This is a genomic window from Halomonas sp. SH5A2, assembly GCF_014263395.1.
In the GTDB taxonomy this organism is placed as follows: domain Bacteria; phylum Pseudomonadota; class Gammaproteobacteria; order Pseudomonadales; family Halomonadaceae; genus Vreelandella.
On sequence record NZ_CP058321.1, the window covers coordinates 1,170,923 to 1,188,188 of the forward strand.

Below are 17,266 nucleotides of genomic sequence, written 5' to 3' on the forward strand. Positions count from 1 at the left end.
TAACTAAATCAGTTCTTAACTATAGAGCATCAAGCCGTTGGTGAATGGCTTCGGCCTGGGCTTTTGCATCGCCGATGTAAGTGGCGGGTGACATTGCCTTCAGCTCGGCTTTGGCGTCGTCGGGTAGCGCCAGCGTATCGATGAAGGCGGCAAAGCCTGCCTGGTCGATGCGCTTGCCTCGGGTTAGTTCCTTGAGCTTTTCGTAGGGTTTTTCAATCCCGTAGCGGCGCATGACGGTTTGAATCGGCTCGGCGAGCACTTCCCAGCTGTTGTCCAGGTCCTGAGCCAAGCGCTCCGGGTTGGCTTCCAGCTTGCTGATGCCCTTGAGGCTGGCGTGGTAGCCAATCAGGCCATAAGCGAGGCCAACACCCAGGTTGCGCAATACGGTGGAATCGGTCAAATCGCGCTGCCAGCGTGAGATCGGCAGCTTTTGCGCCAGGTGGCCGAGTACCGCGTTGGCCAGGCCAAGGTTACCTTCCGAGTTTTCAAAGTCGATGGGGTTGACCTTGTGGGGCATGGTCGACGAGCCGATTTCGCCTTCCACGGTGCGCTGCTTGAAGTAGCCCAGCGAGATATAGCCCCAGACGTCGCGGTTGTAGTCGATCAGGATGGTATTGAAGCGGCATACGGCATCGAATAGCTCGGCGATGTAGTCGTGGGGTTCGATCTGGGTGGTGTAGGGGTTGAAGCTCAGCCCCAGGCCTTCCACGAAAGTGCGCGCGTTGGCTTCCCAGTCGATCTCGGGGTAGGTCGCCAGGTGGGCGTTGTAGTTGCCAACCGCGCCGTTGATTTTACCCAGGATCTCGACGCCTTCGATCTGCTTGAGCTGGCGCTTGAGGCGGTAGGCCACGTTGGCCATTTCCTTGCCTAGCGTCGTGGGGCTGGCCGTTTGCCCGTGGGTACGCGACAGCATCGGCTGCCCGGCATGGGCAATGGCCAGCGCGGCGATGTCGTCGGCCACGTTATGCATGACGGGCAGCAACGCCTGAAGGCCATCGGCTAGCATCACACCGTAGGAGAGGTTGTTGATATCTTCCGAAGTGCAAGCAAAGTGAATGAACTCGGTAACCGCATGCAGCTCGCTGTTGTCGGTAATTTTCTCTTTGAGAAAGTATTCGACCGCCTTGACGTCGTGGTTGGTGGTGCGCTCGATGTCCTTGATGCGCTCGGCGTCGGCCACGGAAAAATCGCGGATCAGGGCCTCCAGGAACGCCGTTGCCTGGGCGGAAAGCGGCGGCACTTCGACGATCTGGTTGTGCTCGGCGAGCCGCTGAAGCCAGCGCACTTCCACAATGACGCGGGCGCGGATCAGGCCGAATTCGCTGAAATGTTCGCGCAGGGCGGCAGCTTTACTGGCGTAGCGGCCGTCAACGGGGGAGAGAGCAGTCAAGGCAGGGAGTTGCATGGCTTGGTTTCCAAAGGTGAAAGCAGTTAAGCGTAAAAGGCGTTATTTCAGGTCATCCAGCGCGCGGCGCAGGGCCTTGCGTTGGAACATCAATTTCCAGCGGCGGCCGCCTTGCTGGTGCCACAGCAGCGCAAAGCGAATGCCGGCCATCAAGCAGGCACGTACGCGCTCAGGCATCATGCGGGTTTGCAGCAGCGACGGGTCGCCCTGGACGACAATACGGGTTTTAAATGTCGAGATGGTTTCCTGATAGGCTTCGCCCAGGCTTGCGACCACGTTTTCATGGGTGGCGCCAAAGTGTTCCGCCTGGCCCTGAATATGGCTCATTTTTTGCCCCAGGGTATCCATCATCTTGCGGTTGGTGCGCAGCTTGTTCATGAGCAGCAGCAGCGAGAAACCATAGCGCAGCACTACCGGGTTGGCCTGTTCACGGCCGACCAGCATCTCGAGGGTATCGAGCCCCTGGCGCAGGTTGTTGGGGTGGCCGCCATAGATTGCTTCAAAGCTTTCCGGGTTGGGGTTGCTGGTGGCTTCAATCAGCGTTTCCCAGGCGCGAGGCTCGACCTGACCTGTGCGGGCCAGTTCGTCCACCAGGCTGGCGGCCTGAAATACCCCTGCTAGCGCCAGGGCTTGGCGCGCGGCGGGAGCTTCCGGCGCGCGATGTATCGGCGTTGGGTTCATGCAGCTGCCTCGGTTGCCTTCCATGTGGTGTGAATCACGCCGCCGCCCAGGCAGATATCGCCGTCGTATAGAACCAGCGACTGGCCTGGGGTAACGGCGCGTTGAGGCTCATCGAAATGCACCTCGACGCTGCCATCGGGCCGGGTGGTGATCTCGCAGCCGCGGTCGCTCTGGCGGTAGCGGGTTTTGGCCTTGAAACGCCCCTGGGTAACCGGTGGTTCACCGGCGACCCAGTCCATCGGCTCGGTGATCAGGGCATCGCTGTAAAGCAGCGAATGGTGCTTGCCTTGCACGGCCACCAGCACGTTGCGCTCCAGGTCTTTCTCGGCGACGTACCACGGGTCTTCGGAGTAGTTGGCCAGGCCGCCGATACCCAGCCCCTGGCGTTGGCCGAGGGTGTAGTACATCAGACCCATATGCTCGCCAATCACGTCGCCGTCGGGGGTTTCGATGGTGCCGGGCTGGGCGGGCAGGTATTGCTTGAGAAAATCGCTGAAACGGCGTTCGCCGATAAAGCAGATGCCGGTGGAGTCTTTCTTCTTGGCGGTCACCAGGTCGTGTTGCTCGGCAAGTGCGCGCACGGCGGGTTTTTCCAGCTCGCCCACCGGAAACAGCGTGCGGGCGATGGCGGCTTCGGGCACGGCATGCAGAAAGTAGCTCTGGTCCTTGTTGGCGTCGAGGCCTTTCAGCAGGCGGGGGCGCACGTCGCCATTGCCCTGGCGGACCCGCCCACCACGAACATAGTGGCCGGTGGCGATTTTGTCGGCGCCAAGCATCTCTGCGTATTCGAGGAATACCTTAAACTTGATTTCCCGGTTGCAGAGGATATCCGGGTTGGGCGTGCGGCCTGCCTTGTACTCCGCCAGGAAATGTTCGAAAACATTGTCCCAGTATTCGGCGGCAAAATTGGCCGTGTGCAGCTTGATGCCCAGTTTGGTACACACCGCCTCAGCGTCGGCGAGGTCTTCCTTCGCCGTGCAGTACTCCGTGCCGTCGTCTTCGTCCCAGTTCTTCATGAACAGGCCTTCGACCTCGTAGCCCTGTTGCAACAGCAGCAGGGCTGAGACAGAAGAGTCAACGCCGCCGGACATGCCGACAATGACCTTGCCGGTAGCCGGCGCCTCAGGCGAACGTGTAGGCGTATTAATAGGCGTAGTGTCGCCAGTGATGGATGTCATCGCCATCCTCGGTTGAGTGTGCAATTGGGCGATGATTATACACGATGCAGCCATGGCGCTTCGAGTGCTTCACTCGCGGATAACGTCCAACGGGTAGCCGTTTCCTTTCAGAGCATCTTCAATGCGGGTGACCACCAGCGGGCTGCGCAGTCGCCCAGCGCTATCGAGCGCCTGAACCTCGGCAAGCGTCAGCCAGTGGGTCGCGGTGATGTCGGTGTCCAGCGGTGTGGCGAGAAATGTCGTGGGCGTGGCGATGAACCCATGGCTGTGAAAGGTTTTTCCCTGGGGGGTATGGAAGATGTAGAGCCCCAGGTAGCCGGTCAGCGTGACCTGCCAGGCGGTTTCTTCGGCGACCTCGCGTAAAATGGCTGCCATGGGGCCTTCGCCAGGCTCGATATGCCCGGCCGGTTGGTTGAATACCGTGGCCGTGCCGCCGCGGTCTTCCTCGACCATCAGGAAACATTCGCCCTGCTGGATGACACAGGCGCAGGTGCTGTGAAGTGTTTTCGTCATGGCCGCTTGCGTCCTGAAGTGGGGCGTTTGCGCTGGCTGGAGCGCTTGGTTTGGATGGTGCTACGTGGTGCATGAAGGGTTTCGCGACGCCATTCGCCGGGCGCCAGTTCGCCAAGCTGCCAGGCGCCAATGGCGGCGCGAATAAGGCGCAGCGTGGGGAAGCCGACGTGGGCGGTCATGCGTCGTACCTGGCGGTTGCGGCCTTCGCTGATGGTCAGTTCCAGCCAACTGGTGGATGGGTGACGTTTTGGGTCAATCGCCGGGTTACGAGGCGCGATGTTGGGCGCTTCCATGCGACGCACCTTGGCGGGTAGCGTGGGTCCGTCCTTCAAGGTCACGCCGTTTTTCAGGGCCGTCAATGCGGTATCGTCCACGACCCCCTCGACCTGCACCCAGTAGGTTTTGGGTTGTTTATGACGCGGGTGGGCAATGCGATGGATCAGGCTGCCGTCATCGCTGAGCAGCAGCAGGCCTTCAGAGTCGTAGTCGAGCCGCCCGGCCGCGTAAACGCCGGGTACGTCAATGACATCCGCTAGGGTGGCGCGGCCCTGAGGGTCGGTGAACTGGGAGAGCATGCGGAAGGGTTTATGCAATAGGTAGAGGTTGCTCATCGTCTCGTTTGGGCCGCCCTTGATTTGTCGACAATCGCTCATGCGGTTTAAGTGCAGCGCTGGTATACTTCTGCGTGGCCGCTGGGGTCGTCGTCACCACCACCGATCAATCACCTTGTGAAAAAGGAGCCACCTAAAAAGCTCCGCACGCTTCGCGGTAGGGTTTCTTGCTTAATGAACCGCTTAGCTTACGAATTTATAATCACAGCGACACAGAAAAGAGGTTAACGCAAAAATGTCCGATACGCCGAAGATCATTTATACGCTCACCGACGAAGCGCCTGCGCTCGCGACCTATTCGTTGTTACCGATTATTGATGCCTTTACCGACTCGGCGGGCATTATCGTTGAGACACGCGATATCTCGCTTGCCGCACGCATACTGTCCCAGTTTCCGGATCTGTTGAGCGATGAGCAACGCGTAAGCGACGACCTCGCCGAGCTTGGCCAACTGGCGACCACGCCCGAAGCGAATATCATCAAGTTGCCCAATATCAGCGCCTCAGGCCCGCAGTTGAAGGCCACTATCAAAGAGCTTCAATGTCAGGGTTATCCGCTGCCTGACTACCCCGACGAGCCGAAGAACGATGAGGAAGCTTCCATCAAGGCGCGTTATGACAAGGCCAAGGGCAGTGCGGTGAACCCGGTACTGCGCGAGGGCAATTCCGACCGTCGCGCCCCCAAGTCGGTCAAGAGCTACGCACGCAAGTACCCGCATCGCATGGGTGAGTGGAGCGCCGACTCCAAATCACATGTAGCCCACATGAGCGAAGGCGACTTCTACGAGAGCGAGCAGTCCACGGTGATCAAGCACGCCACCAAGCTCAAGATCGACCTGGCTCAGAAAGACGGCACTCACACCGTACTGAAGGAAGACCTGGCCGTGCAGGAAGGCGAGGTGATCGACGCGGCCTGCATGAGCAGCCGCCGTCTGCGCAACTTTATCGACAGCCAGATCAAGGACGCCAAGAAAAACGACGTGCTGTTCTCGCTGCACTTGAAAGCCACCATGATGAAGGTCTCCGACCCGATCATGTTCGGTATGGTGGTAGAAGAGTTCTATAAAGACGTACTGGAAAAGCACGCCGAGGGCCTCAAGCTGGCGGGCTTTAATCCCAATAGCGGTATCGGTGATCTTTACAGCTCAATTGAAAAGCTGCCCGGCGAACAGCAGGAAACCATCAAGGCCGATATCGAGGCGCTTTACAAAGAGCGTCCGCCGATGGCGATGGTCAATTCGCATAAAGGCATCACTAACCTGCACGTGCCCAGCGACGTGATCATCGACGCGTCGATGCCTGCCATGATTCGTGATTCGGGCAAGATGTGGAATGCCAACGACGAGCTTCAGGATGCCAAGGCGGTGATCCCTGACCGTTGCTACGCAACCATCTATCAGGCAGTCATCGAAGACTGCAAGAAGAATGGTGCCTTTGATCCGACCACCATGGGTAGCGTGCCCAATGTTGGCCTGATGGCTCAGAAAGCCGAAGAGTATGGCTCCCACGACAAGACCTTCCAGATGCCTGCCGATGGCACGGTGGTGGTCACTGATGAAAACGGTCATACGCTGTTCAGCCACGAGGTGGAGGCGGGCGATATCTGGCGCATGTGCCAGACCAAGGACGCGCCGATCCAGGATTGGGTCAAGCTGGCGGTCACCCGTGCCCGGGAGAGTGGTGCGCCGGCGATTTTCTGGCTCGATGCCCACCGTGCCCACGATGCCCAACTGATCGAGAAGGTCGAAACCTACCTCAAGGGCCATGACACCAGCGGCCTGGATATTCGTATTATGCCGCCGGTCGAGGCGATGAAGCTGTCGCTTGAGCGCACCCGTAAAGGCGAGGACACGATCTCGGTCACCGGTAACGTGCTGCGTGACTACCTGACCGACCTGTTCCCGATCATGGAACTGGGTACCAGCGCGAAAATGCTGTCCATCGTACCGCTGATGAATGGCGGTGGCTTGTTCGAAACCGGTGCGGGCGGCTCGGCACCCAAGCACGTTCAGCAGTTCCTGGAAGAGAATCATCTGCGCTGGGATTCGCTGGGCGAGTTCCTGGCCCTGGCGGCGTCGCTTGAGCATCTGGGCAGTACTTTCGGCAATGCCCGCGCCAAGCTGCTGGCCAATGCCCTGGACGAGGCCAATGGCAAGTTCCTGGACAGCAACAAGTCACCGTCGCGCAAGGTGGGCGAGCTGGATAATCGCGGCAGCCACTTCTACTTGGCGCTATACTGGGCAGAAGCACTGGCCGCGCAGGACGACGACGCCGAGATGAAAACGCTGTTTGCGCGTCTGGCGGAAACGCTGAAAGCCAACGAAGCCACTATCGTGGACGAGCTCAACAGCGTTCAGGGTCAGCCGGTGGATATCGACGGTTACTTCCGTCCCAGCGGTGAGCGAGCGAGCCAGGCCATGCGCCCGAGTAAAACGCTCAACAATGCGCTGGCCATGGTGGCGATCGACTGACGCTTTCGTTCTCCGACGCGCCAAACCCTCGTCCGCCAGCCGGGCGGGGGTTTTTTGTTCGGCGCAGTGTGATAATTTTGATGTTTCCATGAACCCTTGCTGATTGCGCACGTCTTATACATAGCACACCATGTGTTTAAGATGTTGCCCGTCAGCCGAGAGATGAAAAACCTTGCTGCTTATGCCCCACACGAACAGTTCATACCCGGCCGCGCCTTCGCTTGAAGCGGGCATGACGCGTCCCGATATGCCTGATTACGACGACGACCTGACGGTGCAGTCTGCTGAGCCTGAGCTGGCTCAGCCGCCACTTTTCAAGGTGGTGCTGCACAACGACGACTTCACGCCGATGGAGTTTGTCATCGAAGTGCTGCAAGGCTTCTTTAACATGGACAGTGAAAAAGCCGTCCAGGTGATGTTGGCGGTTCACACCCAGGGCAAGGCGACCTGCGGCGTGTTTACCCGCGACATTGCTGAAACCAAAAGTTACCAAGTGAATGAATACGCCCAGGAGTGCGAGCATCCTTTAATGAGCGATATTGAAGCCGCCGATTGAGAACGTTGAAAAAAATCGGTAGGTGGGCTTGCAACTGTACGATTTGTACCCGATGTTGAAGGTGCCGGTCGATTAAACTGATCCGACGCAAGCCTAGTTGGCAATATGCCCTAGGGTGTAGCGAAAAGGGGACTGCCATGCTGAGCAAAGAACTTGAACTGACCCTGAACACGGCCTTCACCGTGGCGCGATCCAAGCGCCACGAGTTCATGACCGTCGAGCACCTGCTGCTGGCGCTGCTGGATAACGCCTCGGCGATGGATGTGTTGAAGGCCTGTGGGGCAAACCTCGATAAGCTGCGGTCCGATTTGCAGGACTTCATCAATTCGACCACGCCGCTGATTCCTGAAGGCCAGGGCGACCGTGAAACGCAGCCGACGCTGGGCTTTCAGCGAGTACTCCAGCGCGCCGTGTTCCACGTGCAGTCCTCCGGGAAAAGCGAAGTGACCGGCGCCAACGTGCTGGTGGCGATTTTTTCTGAGCAGGAAAGCCAGGCCGTTTACTTCCTCAAACAGCAGAACGTTGCCCGGGTCGATGCGGTTAACTATATCGCGCATGGCATCTCTAAAGTGTCGGGTCACGGACCATCGCCATCGCCTTCCCAGCAGGAGGGTGAAGAAGCTGAAGAAGGCAGTGCCGAAGGGGCGGCTCATCCGCTGACTGGCTATGCCACCAACCTCAACGAACAGGCCCGCCTGGGCAAGATTGATCCCTTGATCGGTCGCGACCACGAACTCGAGCGTGTAGTGCAGATTCTGGCGCGTCGCCGCAAGAATAATCCGCTGCTGGTGGGCGAAGCCGGCGTGGGTAAAACGGCGGTCGCCGAAGGCCTGGCCAAGCGTATCGTCGAAGAAGATGTCCCCGAAGTGATCGCCGATGCCGTGGTGTACTCGCTGGATATGGGCGCGCTGCTGGCGGGCACCAAGTACCGCGGTGATTTCGAGAAGCGCTTGAAGAGCCTGCTGGGCGAGTTGCGCAAGCAGCCCAATGCCGTGCTGTTTATCGACGAGATCCACACCGTGATCGGGGCGGGGGCAGCGTCGGGCGGCGTGATGGATGCGTCCAACCTGCTCAAGCCACTGCTTTCATCGGGCGAATTGCGCTGCATTGGTTCGACCACTTTCCAGGAATACCGCGGTATCTTCGAGAAAGATCGTGCCCTGGCGCGCCGCTTCCAGAAAGTCGACGTCATGGCGCCTTCGGTGGAAGACACCATCAAGATTCTGCAGGGGCTGCGTTCGCGGTTCGAGGAACACCATGCCCTCAAGTACACCGATGGAGCGCTCGAAAGTGCGGCCCGCCTGGCAGATCGCTACATCAATGACCGCTTTCTGCCGGACAAGGCCATTGATGTGATCGACGAGGCCGGTGCGCATCAGCGGCTGCTGCCTGAGGAAGTGCGCGCTAATACCATCGATGTGGAACAGGTCGAGGCAGTGGTTGCGTCGATTGCCCGGATTCCGCCGAAGAGCGTGTCCAGTTCGGATCGCAAGCTGCTTGAAAAGCTTGATCGCGACCTGAAAATGCTGGTGTTCGGTCAGGACGAGGCCATCGATACGCTTTCTGCCGCTATCAAATTGTCTCGCGCCGGCCTGAAGTCGCCCGACAAGCCGGTAGGCAGCTTCCTGTTTGCCGGTCCGACCGGGGTGGGTAAAACCGAGGTGGCCAAGCAGCTCTCGCACATCATGGGCATTGAGCTTGTGCGCTTCGATATGTCGGAATACATGGAGCGGCATACCGTTTCTCGGTTGATCGGGGCACCTCCGGGTTATGTAGGCTACGACCAGGGTGGCCTGTTGACCGAGGCGGTGACTAAACAGCCGCACTGCGTACTGCTGCTGGATGAAATCGAGAAAGCGCACCCGGAAGTCTTCAACCTGCTGCTGCAGGTAATGGACCACGGTCGCCTGACCGATAACAACGGACGGGAAGCCGACTTCCGCCACGTTATCCTGATCATGACCTCCAACGCCGGGGCGGAGCAGGCCGCACGTCGCTCCATCGGGTTCCAAAGTCAGGATCACTCGACCGATGCGATGGAAGTCATTCGTCGCACCTTCTCGCCGGAGTTCCGCAACCGTCTGGACGGCATTATCCAGTTCCATTCGCTGCCGACTTCCGTTGTGCGCAATGTGGTCGACAAGTTCCTTATCGAACTGCAAGCGCAGCTGGACGAGAAGCGTGTTCAGCTGGAAGTCGACGATATGGCCCGCGATTGGCTGGCAGAGATGGGGTACGACCCGGACATGGGCGCGCGCCCGATGGCACGGTTGATTCAGGAGAAGCTCAAAAAGCCGTTGGCAGAGATGATCCTGTTTGGCGAGCTTGCCGATCAGGGCGGTATCGTGCACGTCAGCCTGGAAGAAGGCGAGTTGCGCTTATCCACCGAGTCGGAAATGGCCGATGCGCCCTAACGGGCGCACAACATAACGCAAACAACGCAGCGCCCTGTCATTGACGGGGCGTTGTTGTTTGGGTCGAGCGGGCATCAAAGCGCTGGGGAAAGGGCAGGGTGCCGTAGCCCCTGCTGGGCGCCTTAGCGCGAACGGTAAACGATGCGGCCTTTGGACAGATCGTAAGGCGTCAGCTCAACCTTGACTTTATCGCCGGTCAGGATGCGGATGTAGTTTTTACGCATTTTGCCGGAGATGTGTGCTGTGACGACGTGACCGTTTTCCAGCTCAACACGGAACATGGTGTTGGGCAGGGTGTCGACAATAACGCCATCCATTTCAATATGATCTTCGCGTGCCATATAGGCAATTCCTCACTTAATTTAACGTAATGGGTATGCTCAAAACGACTGGGCATTGGGCGGCGTTTTTAGCCACCACCTCGAATAGCGCTATATTGTGCCGCAAGCCTGCCGTCAAGGCAAAAAAGCGTGGCGAATTACCGTATTAATTCTCGCCACTGGCGACCATCAAGCATCTCAAGCGGCGTAAAATTCTGCTTGTAGCGCATTTTTCGGCACGCTTCTATCCAGTAACCGAGGTAAAGGTGGGGAAGCCCTTTGTCATGGGTCAATTCGATTAGCCGCAAAATGGCCAGGGTGCCCAACGAGCGCTTGTCCAGGCTTTCATCGACGCTAAAGAAGGTATAGATGGCCGAGAGCCCATGCTCAAGCTCATCGAAGGCGGCCACGCCAATCAGCCTATCCCCCAGGTAAAGCTCCATCAATTGCGCATAGGGCTCGTCCAGGGTCAAAAACGTACGGTACTGTTCGTGGCTGGGGGGGTACATATCGCCATCGGCGTGGCGATGATTGATATAGTCAGCGTAGAGCGCATAGTGGCGTGCATCAAAGTACGCCGGGGTAATCCGCGTGGTGATGTCCTCATTGCGCCGGCTGATTCGCCGCTGGGTACGATTCGGCGCAAAACGCTCCACCGGCACGCGCACCGAGCGGCAGGCGTTACAGCCTTCGCAGTGCGGACGGTATAAGTGGCGGCCGCTGCGACGAAACCCGAGCAGCGAAAGCGAGTCGTAAACGCCAGGAATGGGCGATTCCTGAGGGTCCAGAAACAGCGTGGTGGCTTCCTGGTCGGGCAGATAGCTACAGGCATGCGGCACTGTCAAAAAGAAGCGCAGGTCGCGTACGAGCCGACGGGGAGCGTTGCTGCTCACAATTTGCCTCCTGATGGGGTTAACGTTGTCGTCATTTGCCTGTCAACATGGCTGGAAAACTAGCGTCCAATGGCGGCCAGCCACGGAGAGGGCGGTACGACGGGCACATTCTCCGGTGAGGCTGAAAAGCTGAAATCAGTCTCTGGCAACCACTTCTCAAGATAGCTGATGAATGTCGCCCGGGCGACTGTTGTTGCGCCCAGGCTTGCCAGGTGGGGCGTGTGCATCTGACAGTCGATGAGCTTGCCGCCGTGTTCGCGCATGGCGCTGGCGAGATGAGCGAGCGCCACCTTGGAGGCGTCGGGCGCCCGGGAAAACATGGACTCGCCGAAAAACATCGGGCCCATGGCAATACCGTAAAGTCCGCCTACCAGGCGTTGATGCTGGTGCACTTCAATGCTGTGGGCGATGCCATGGGCCTGAAGCTGACAGTAGGCTTGAACCATGTCATCGGTAATCCAGGTACCCGGTTCTTCGCCCCGGGGGGCGGCACAGGCATCGATCACCTGCTCGAAATGTTGATCAACGGTAATCTCAAAGCCCGCATTGCGCAGCTTTTTTGTTAAGCTGCGGCGCTGCTTAAAGTGTTCCGGTAGGAGTATCATGCGGGGATCGGGACTCCACCACAGGATGGGGTCGTTGTCGCTGAACCAGGGGAAGATGCCGCGCCGATACGCCTCCACCAGCCAGCCAGGGGTTAATTCGCCGCCTGCCGCGAGCAGGCCGTTAGGCGACTCCAGCGCCGAGGTGACGGCAGGGAAGTGAGGCATTGGCGAAGATAGCCAGGGTAACATTGCGTGCTCCGGTCGGTGACGACAGTAACAAGGTTGCATCGAGAGGCCCTGTGACGGCAGCAGGATGCTCGGTATGATACAAACTCGCAAGTGGATTAACGGCGCCTACGGGTGCAAAAAGGGAGAGTCGCTTGAAAGTGAATAAAGCGGTCGACAAGCGAACACAGCGTAACACTCGCCAAAGTGGGTCTTCTGGGCGGGTCAATGCCGCCAAGGACAAAGCGCGTCGGTTTGGGTTACGCCTGCAGGGGGCTGCGCGGGATGGCGTGGTCGTAGCGCTGTTGGCGGTATGTACGTTTTTGTTATTGGCATTGTTTAGTTATTCGCCATCGGACCCGGGCTGGACCTCACAGGGGCCGGAAACTGCGGTCAGCAACTGGATGGGCCCGGTCGGCGCATGGCTTGCCGATGTGCTCTATTCGTTGCTGGGCGCCAGTGCGCTCTGGTGGCCTGGCATGGTGGGCTATCTGGCCTGGTGGCTGGTGCGCTCCCGTCAGGTGCGCTTTGAGCTTGACCCGGTGGCCGTGGCGGTGCGCGCCGGTGGCATGATACTGCTGATGTTCGGTACCACCATGCTCGGCGCGCTGCATTTCTATAATCCCGAAAGCCCACTGCCTTATGCCTCGGGCGGTATTTTGGGTGAAGGCCTGGTCGGCGCGCTACGCCCGCTTGTCAGCAGTGGCGGCGTGGGGCTGATTGCCGCTGCGCTTATCTTGAGTGGTTTTCCGCTGTTCAGTGGCATGTCGTGGCTACAGGTTGCCGACGAAGTGGGCCGGCGTCTCTGCCGCCTGGGTGGCTGGTGGTCAGCGCGCAGAAAGGCTCGTCGGGAGGCGCGGCTCGAGCGTGCCAAGCAACGCGCAGCGGCGCGCCCGGCACCTGCTCCTGAACCCGCGCGGCGTACGACCGCACCCGAGCAGGATGCCGAGAACAGCGTCGGGAAAAAACGCCGTGAGCCCGCCGTATCAGCGCCTTCGCCAGAAGACGATTCAACGGAAAGGGATAACGTGACGGATACGTCGATTCCCTGGACAGCCGCTGCGCGAACGCCGTCTGCCACGGCTTTCAAGGCGACGCCGCAGCCAAAATCCGCGCCTGAAGCGCCTGAAGAGAGCGCAACTGGTAGCACAAACGAGTCATCCACGAAACCCGATACCGACGCGACGTCGCCCTCACTGAGTGAGGCGCCGACCGTTGATTCTTCGGCTTATCGCCAGGCGACCCGCCGGGACGAGCCATTGTCGCCGTTCTCCAGTGAGGAAGAGGCTAGTGAGAAAGAGACCAGCGAAAAAGAGGCCAGTGAGCCGTTTCCGTTGCACGCCTCACGCCGCGATGCCGAGACTGAGCCGTCGTCTGCCTCGCCGCTATCCGCCGCCGATGACGAACCCGCGTCGCCAGACGCCTCAGCATCCGAACAGCCTCGGCCGCTGACAGCCGAACGGCCCAAAGAGCGCGTGCCTGAAGTCGTGCCCGAGCCGGTTTGGGAAGACGATGATGAAGAGCTCGAGTCACAGCCAACGGCATCGGCGCCAGCGCCTGCGCGTCATGAACCGACCTTCAGCCCGGATGATGCCGCCGATGCGGAAGAGTCCGATAACGGGCCGACGCTGTGGACCGTTGAACACCTGCAGAATCAACGCCCCAGCTTCGATCATATCCCTGACCCTGAAGGCGACGTACCCAGCTTGCGCCTTCTGACCCCGGCAGAGCCGCACCAGCCCAACTACACCGACCAACAGCTGGCGGATATGGCCGAACTGCTGGAAGTGCGGTTGCGCGAATATGGCGTGAAAGCCGAGGTGGTCGATACCTGGCCGGGGCCGGTGATTACGCGTTTTGAAATCAAGCCGGCCGCCGGGGTGAAGGTTTCCAAGATCAGTAATCTGGCCAAGGACCTGGCGCGCTCGCTGATGGTCAAGAGCGTGCGCGTGGTCGAGGTGATTCCCGGGCGCCCGACGGTGGGTATCGAGATTCCCAACCCTCACCGGGCAATGATCCGGCTGCGCGAGGTGATTGACTCCGACCGCTATCAACAGGAAACCTCACCGCTGACCATGGCCCTGGGGCAGGATATCGGCGGTGGGCCCGTGGTGGCGAATCTCGGCAAAATGCCGCATTTGTTGGTCGCGGGTACCACGGGGTCGGGCAAGTCGGTGGGCGTCAACGCGATGTTGATTTCGATGCTGCTCAAGGCCACGCCAGATGAGCTGAAACTGATCATGGTCGACCCCAAGATGCTGGAGCTGTCGGTCTACGACGGTATTCCACACTTGCTGGCACCGGTGGTCACCGACATGAAAGAGGCCGCCAACAGCCTGCGTTGGTGCGTCGCCGAAATGGAGCGCCGCTATAAGCTGATGGCGGCCATGGGCGTGCGTAATATCGCGGGCTTCAACGCCCGCCTGGACGAAGCCGAACGCGCCGGTGCTCAGGTGGCGGATCCGCTTTGGGAGCCGCAGCCCTGGGAAATGCACCAGACACCGCCGATTCTCGAGAAGCTGCCCTACATCGTGGTGGTGATCGACGAATTCGCCGACATGTTCATGATCGTGGGTAAAAAGGTCGAAGAGCTCATCGCCCGTCTGGCGCAGAAAGCCCGCGCGGCGGGTATCCATCTGATACTCGCCACTCAGCGCCCGTCGGTGGACGTGGTGACGGGGTTGATCAAGGCCAATATTCCCTCGCGGATGGCCTTCCAGGTCTCGTCGCGAATTGATTCGCGCACCATCCTGGATCAGGGCGGCGCAGAGAGTCTGTTGGGGCATGGCGACATGCTCTATCTGCCCGCCGGGTCAGGCCCGCCCAATCGCATCCACGGGGCCTTTGTTGACGATGATGAAGTGCACCGCATAGTGGAAGACTGGAAGCGCCGCGGTGAGCCGGAGTACATCGAAGAGATATTGTCAGGCGGTGTGTCGGCGGATGCATTGACCGGGCTCGAGGCCGAGGGTGGCGACAGCGACGATGCCGAGCAGGATGCGCTTTACGATGAAGCCGTGCAGTTCGTGACGCAAACGCGCAAAGCGTCGATCTCTGCCGTACAGCGGCGCTTTAAAATTGGCTATAACCGTGCGGCCCGTCTGGTGGAAGCTATGGAGGGCGCGGGCGTGGTGTCATCAATGGGTACCAACGGTGCCCGCGAAGTGCTGGCTCCGCCGCCGGTAGGCCAGTAGTCCGCACCGTCAAACGTGCAATAAGCGTGAAAGTCCGGCAAGTAATGAAACTTGGACGCCGGACGCGCGTCTTAATGGCTAATCGGGTGGTTCAACTGATCCACTGTTATGTTTATCTGGCAAGGTTGCCTAGGGAGATCGCATGAGCGATACGCAAACTCGACGTCCTTCATCGTTAATGCTGGCTGCCAGCGCGCTGGGGTTATCGCTTACAGCGCCCTTGGCCATGGCCAATGAGGCGGCTGAGCGGTTGACTGAGCGCCTCGACCCGCTGGAGAGCTATCAGGCAACGTTTGAGCAACAGATCCTGGATGGCAGCGGCGAGCGGCTTCAGGACGCGCGAGGCGAAATGTGGTTGTCACGCCCTGGCATGTTGCGCTGGGAAGTGGAAGCGCCATACATGCAAACCGTGGTATCAGACGGCGATGATGTTTACCTCTACGACCCTGACCTTGAACAAGTGACCGTTCAGGCGATGGATGATCGCGTCAGCCACACGCCTGCACTGCTGCTTTCAGGTCGCGTCAGCGATCTGACGAAAAGCTTTGACGTCGAGTATGAAGAAGACAGCGGTGATGATGTCTTTACGCTGGTGCCGACGACACCAGACACCTTGTTTGAGCAGCTACAGATGGTCTTCGACGGCGAAATGCTCAGCGAGCTGTGGATGACCGACAGCACCGGTCAGCGGACGGCGATTACCTTCAGCAATGCCGAGCTCAATGGTGATATCGACGACGAGCGCTTCGAGTTTGATATTCCCGACGGCACTGATGTGATCCGCGAAGACCAGCGCTAGTCCGAGACCCCCTCATTTCCTCAAAATAGAGGCCGATCAGGTATCCGATGCCTGATCGGCCTCTTTGTCTTGGGCGTCGCGCCAGGCCATGATCTCGGCAAAGCGCTTTTCCTGGCCGAATCCGCTGGGTTGGTAAAACGCCTGTTTGGGCAGTTCGTCCGGCCAGCAGTCGTGAGCACTGCCAGCTGGGTAGCCGTCGGGTTCGTTGTGCGCATAACGGTAGCCTTCGCCATGGCCAAGTTGCTCCATCAGCTTGGTGGGCGCGTTACGCAGGTAGGTCGGCACCTCAACCTGGGGCTGTTGGCGGACGAACTGCTGGGCTTTGTTCCAAGCCTGGTCAATGCGATTGCTTTTGGGTGCCACCGCCAGATGTATCGCCGCGTGGGCGATCGCCCGCTGGCCTTCGTAGTCGCCCAGGCGTAAATAAGCATCCCAGGCGGCGATAACCAGTGGCAGCGCGCGTGGGTCGGCGTTGCCCACGTCTTCAGAGGCAATGGCGCTGAGCCGTCGCACCACATCCAGCGGGTCGCCGCCGCCCTGAATAAAGCGCGCCATATACAGCAGGGCAGCATCGGGTCGCGATGAGCGCACCGATTTGTGGATCGCCGAGAGCAGATCGTAATAGGCGTCGCCCTGCTTATCAAACGCGCTGGCCTGATGGCCGATAACATCGTCGAGTACACGCTCGGGCAGCCTTTCGCGGCCTGCCTCCTGCAGGGTGAAGTCGCAGGCGGTTTCCAGTAGGCCTAATGCCCGGCGGGCATCGCCGGCGCTGGCGTGGGCCAGGGCGGTCAAAACCCTGGGTTCCACCTCGATGGCGCGCTTACCCAACCCGCGTTCGGGGTCATCCAGCGCCTGACGCATCACGCTGATCAACTCGTCTTGGGTAAGCGATTTCAAGACGTAAACCCGTGCCCGGGAGAGCAGCGCCGAGTTGACTTCAAAGGACGGGTTTTCGGTCGTCGCCCCAATCAGGGTCAAAAGCCCCGACTCCACGTGGGGAAGCAGGGCATCCTGCTGGCTCTTGTTCAATCGGTGGATCTCGTCTAAAAATAAAATAGTCGACGAGCTGATTTGTTGGGCGCGATCGACAACCAGACGAATATCCTTCACCCCTGCCATGACGGCGCTGAGCTGCTCTAGATGGGCATTGGACGCATGCGCGAGCAACTCGGCCAGCGTGGTTTTGCCGACACCTGGCGGCCCCCATAGAATCATCGAGCGGACAACACCCGATTCTGCCATGCGGCGAAGCGGTTTATCCGGGCCAACGAGCGCTTGCTGGCCGATAAAGTCTTTAAGCTGGCGCGGCCGCATCCGGTAGGCTAATGGGGCATCGTCGGCTGGGTTTGAGCGGCTGAAAAGATCCATGGAAGCTCCGTTGAACGCTGACCCATCTGTTGGGTTTGTCATCGTAAGGTGTATGGTAAAGCATGTCTGCTCAGACTACCTTTGGCGTAAG

14 protein-coding genes are annotated in these 17,266 nt (G+C 59.4%); 5 read left to right on the plus strand and 9 right to left on the minus strand.

Translation table 11 applies throughout. The features are described 5' to 3' along the window. Positions 1–19: 19 nt before the first annotated feature. From purB to HXW73_RS05485, 5 genes are all read right to left on the minus strand, one after another. A complete protein-coding gene (gene purB, locus HXW73_RS05465; protein WP_186255254.1) occupies positions 20–1,405 on the minus strand; it encodes an adenylosuccinate lyase in 1,386 nt (461 codons plus the stop codon). 42 nt (positions 1,406–1,447) lie between these two features. Beyond that, positions 1,448–2,086, minus strand: a complete 639-nt coding sequence (gene hflD, locus HXW73_RS05470; RefSeq protein WP_186255255.1) for a high frequency lysogenization protein HflD — start codon at positions 2,084–2,086, stop codon at positions 1,448–1,450. Then, on the minus strand, positions 2,083–3,177 hold the full coding sequence (gene mnmA / locus HXW73_RS05475; protein ID WP_240538762.1) for a tRNA 2-thiouridine(34) synthase MnmA: 1,095 nt from the start codon (positions 3,175–3,177) through the stop codon (positions 2,083–2,085). Before mnmA ends, hflD begins: the two co-directional genes overlap by 4 nt. 156 nt (positions 3,178–3,333) lie before the next feature. Continuing rightward, complete coding sequence (locus tag HXW73_RS05480) at positions 3,334–3,777, minus strand: NUDIX domain-containing protein (RefSeq protein WP_186255256.1); 444 nt, start codon at positions 3,775–3,777, stop codon at positions 3,334–3,336. Continuing rightward, positions 3,774–4,388 carry a pseudouridine synthase gene (locus HXW73_RS05485; RefSeq protein WP_186255257.1) on the minus strand — a complete coding sequence of 205 codons (615 nt, stop codon included), beginning with the start codon at positions 4,386–4,388 and terminating at the stop codon, positions 3,774–3,776. The genes HXW73_RS05480 and HXW73_RS05485 overlap by 4 nt, the downstream gene beginning before the upstream one ends. 235 nt (positions 4,389–4,623) lie before the next feature. Here HXW73_RS05485 and HXW73_RS05490 point away from each other — a divergent pair, with 235 nt between their 5' ends. The 3 genes from HXW73_RS05490 to clpA all read left to right on the plus strand — a co-directional run bounded on the left by HXW73_RS05490 (position 4,624) and on the right by clpA (position 9,828). Beyond that, positions 4,624–6,858 (plus strand): NADP-dependent isocitrate dehydrogenase, encoded by a 2,235-nt coding sequence (locus HXW73_RS05490; protein WP_186255258.1) that lies wholly within the window; start codon positions 4,624–4,626, stop codon positions 6,856–6,858. A gap of 247 nt (positions 6,859–7,105) precedes the next feature. Further along, entirely contained in the window at positions 7,106–7,414 is a 309-nt protein-coding gene (gene clpS / locus HXW73_RS05495; protein WP_085917897.1) for an ATP-dependent Clp protease adapter ClpS, read from the plus strand. A 137-nt stretch (positions 7,415–7,551) separates the two neighbouring features. Beyond that, positions 7,552–9,828 carry an ATP-dependent Clp protease ATP-binding subunit ClpA gene (gene clpA / locus HXW73_RS05500; protein ID WP_186255259.1) on the plus strand — a complete coding sequence of 759 codons (2,277 nt, stop codon included), beginning with the start codon at positions 7,552–7,554 and terminating at the stop codon, positions 9,826–9,828. Between the two features lie 122 nt (positions 9,829–9,950). Here clpA and infA read toward each other — a convergent pair whose 3' ends face one another. The 3 genes from infA to aat all read right to left on the minus strand — a co-directional run bounded on the left by infA (position 9,951) and on the right by aat (position 11,835). After that, positions 9,951–10,169 carry a translation initiation factor IF-1 gene (gene infA / locus HXW73_RS05505; RefSeq protein WP_066318014.1) on the minus strand — a complete coding sequence of 73 codons (219 nt, stop codon included), beginning with the start codon at positions 10,167–10,169 and terminating at the stop codon, positions 9,951–9,953. 137 nt (positions 10,170–10,306) lie between these two features. After that, a complete protein-coding gene (locus HXW73_RS05510; protein ID WP_186255260.1) occupies positions 10,307–11,041 on the minus strand; it encodes an arginyltransferase in 735 nt (244 codons plus the stop codon). A 59-nt stretch (positions 11,042–11,100) separates the two neighbouring features. Then, the gene (aat, locus tag HXW73_RS05515; RefSeq protein ID WP_186255261.1) at positions 11,101–11,835 is read right to left on the minus strand and encodes a leucyl/phenylalanyl-tRNA--protein transferase; all 735 of its coding nucleotides are present in this window, start codon (positions 11,833–11,835) and stop codon (positions 11,101–11,103) included. Positions 11,836–11,966: 131 nt separating this feature from the next. Here aat and HXW73_RS05520 point away from each other — a divergent pair, with 131 nt between their 5' ends. Further along, positions 11,967–15,005 carry a DNA translocase FtsK gene (locus tag HXW73_RS05520; RefSeq protein ID WP_186255262.1) on the plus strand — a complete coding sequence of 1,013 codons (3,039 nt, stop codon included), beginning with the start codon at positions 11,967–11,969 and terminating at the stop codon, positions 15,003–15,005. A gap of 142 nt (positions 15,006–15,147) precedes the next feature. Beyond that, positions 15,148–15,804 (plus strand): outer membrane lipoprotein chaperone LolA, encoded by a 657-nt coding sequence (gene lolA, locus HXW73_RS05525; RefSeq protein WP_186255263.1) that lies wholly within the window; start codon positions 15,148–15,150, stop codon positions 15,802–15,804. A gap of 36 nt (positions 15,805–15,840) precedes the next feature. Here lolA and HXW73_RS05530 read toward each other — a convergent pair whose 3' ends face one another. Further along, on the minus strand, positions 15,841–17,175 hold the full coding sequence (locus HXW73_RS05530; protein ID WP_186255264.1) for a replication-associated recombination protein A: 1,335 nt from the start codon (positions 17,173–17,175) through the stop codon (positions 15,841–15,843). Between the last annotated feature and the right edge of the window lie 91 nt (positions 17,176–17,266).

Coding starts and splice junctions, on each gene's coding strand:
- purB (WP_186255254.1), bottom strand. CDS start 1,405: ATGCAACTCCCTGCCTTGACTGCTCTCTCCCCCGTTGACGGCCGCTAC.
- hflD (WP_186255255.1), bottom strand. CDS start 2,086: ATGAACCCAACGCCGATACATCGCGCGCCGGAAGCTCCCGCCGCGCGC.
- mnmA (WP_240538762.1), bottom strand. CDS start 3,177: ATGTCCGGCGGCGTTGACTCTTCTGTCTCAGCCCTGCTGCTGTTGCAA.
- HXW73_RS05480 (WP_186255256.1), bottom strand. CDS start 3,777: ATGACGAAAACACTTCACAGCACCTGCGCCTGTGTCATCCAGCAGGGC.
- HXW73_RS05485 (WP_186255257.1), bottom strand. CDS start 4,388: ATGAGCAACCTCTACCTATTGCATAAACCCTTCCGCATGCTCTCCCAG.
- HXW73_RS05490 (WP_186255258.1), top strand. CDS start 4,624: ATGTCCGATACGCCGAAGATCATTTATACGCTCACCGACGAAGCGCCT.
- clpS (WP_085917897.1), top strand. CDS start 7,106: ATGCCTGATTACGACGACGACCTGACGGTGCAGTCTGCTGAGCCTGAG.
- clpA (WP_186255259.1), top strand. CDS start 7,552: ATGCTGAGCAAAGAACTTGAACTGACCCTGAACACGGCCTTCACCGTG.
- infA (WP_066318014.1), bottom strand. CDS start 10,169: ATGGCACGCGAAGATCATATTGAAATGGATGGCGTTATTGTCGACACC.
- aat (WP_186255261.1), bottom strand. CDS start 11,835: ATGTTACCCTGGCTATCTTCGCCAATGCCTCACTTCCCTGCCGTCACC.
- lolA (WP_186255263.1), top strand. CDS start 15,148: ATGAGCGATACGCAAACTCGACGTCCTTCATCGTTAATGCTGGCTGCC.
- HXW73_RS05530 (WP_186255264.1), bottom strand. CDS start 17,175: ATGGATCTTTTCAGCCGCTCAAACCCAGCCGACGATGCCCCATTAGCC.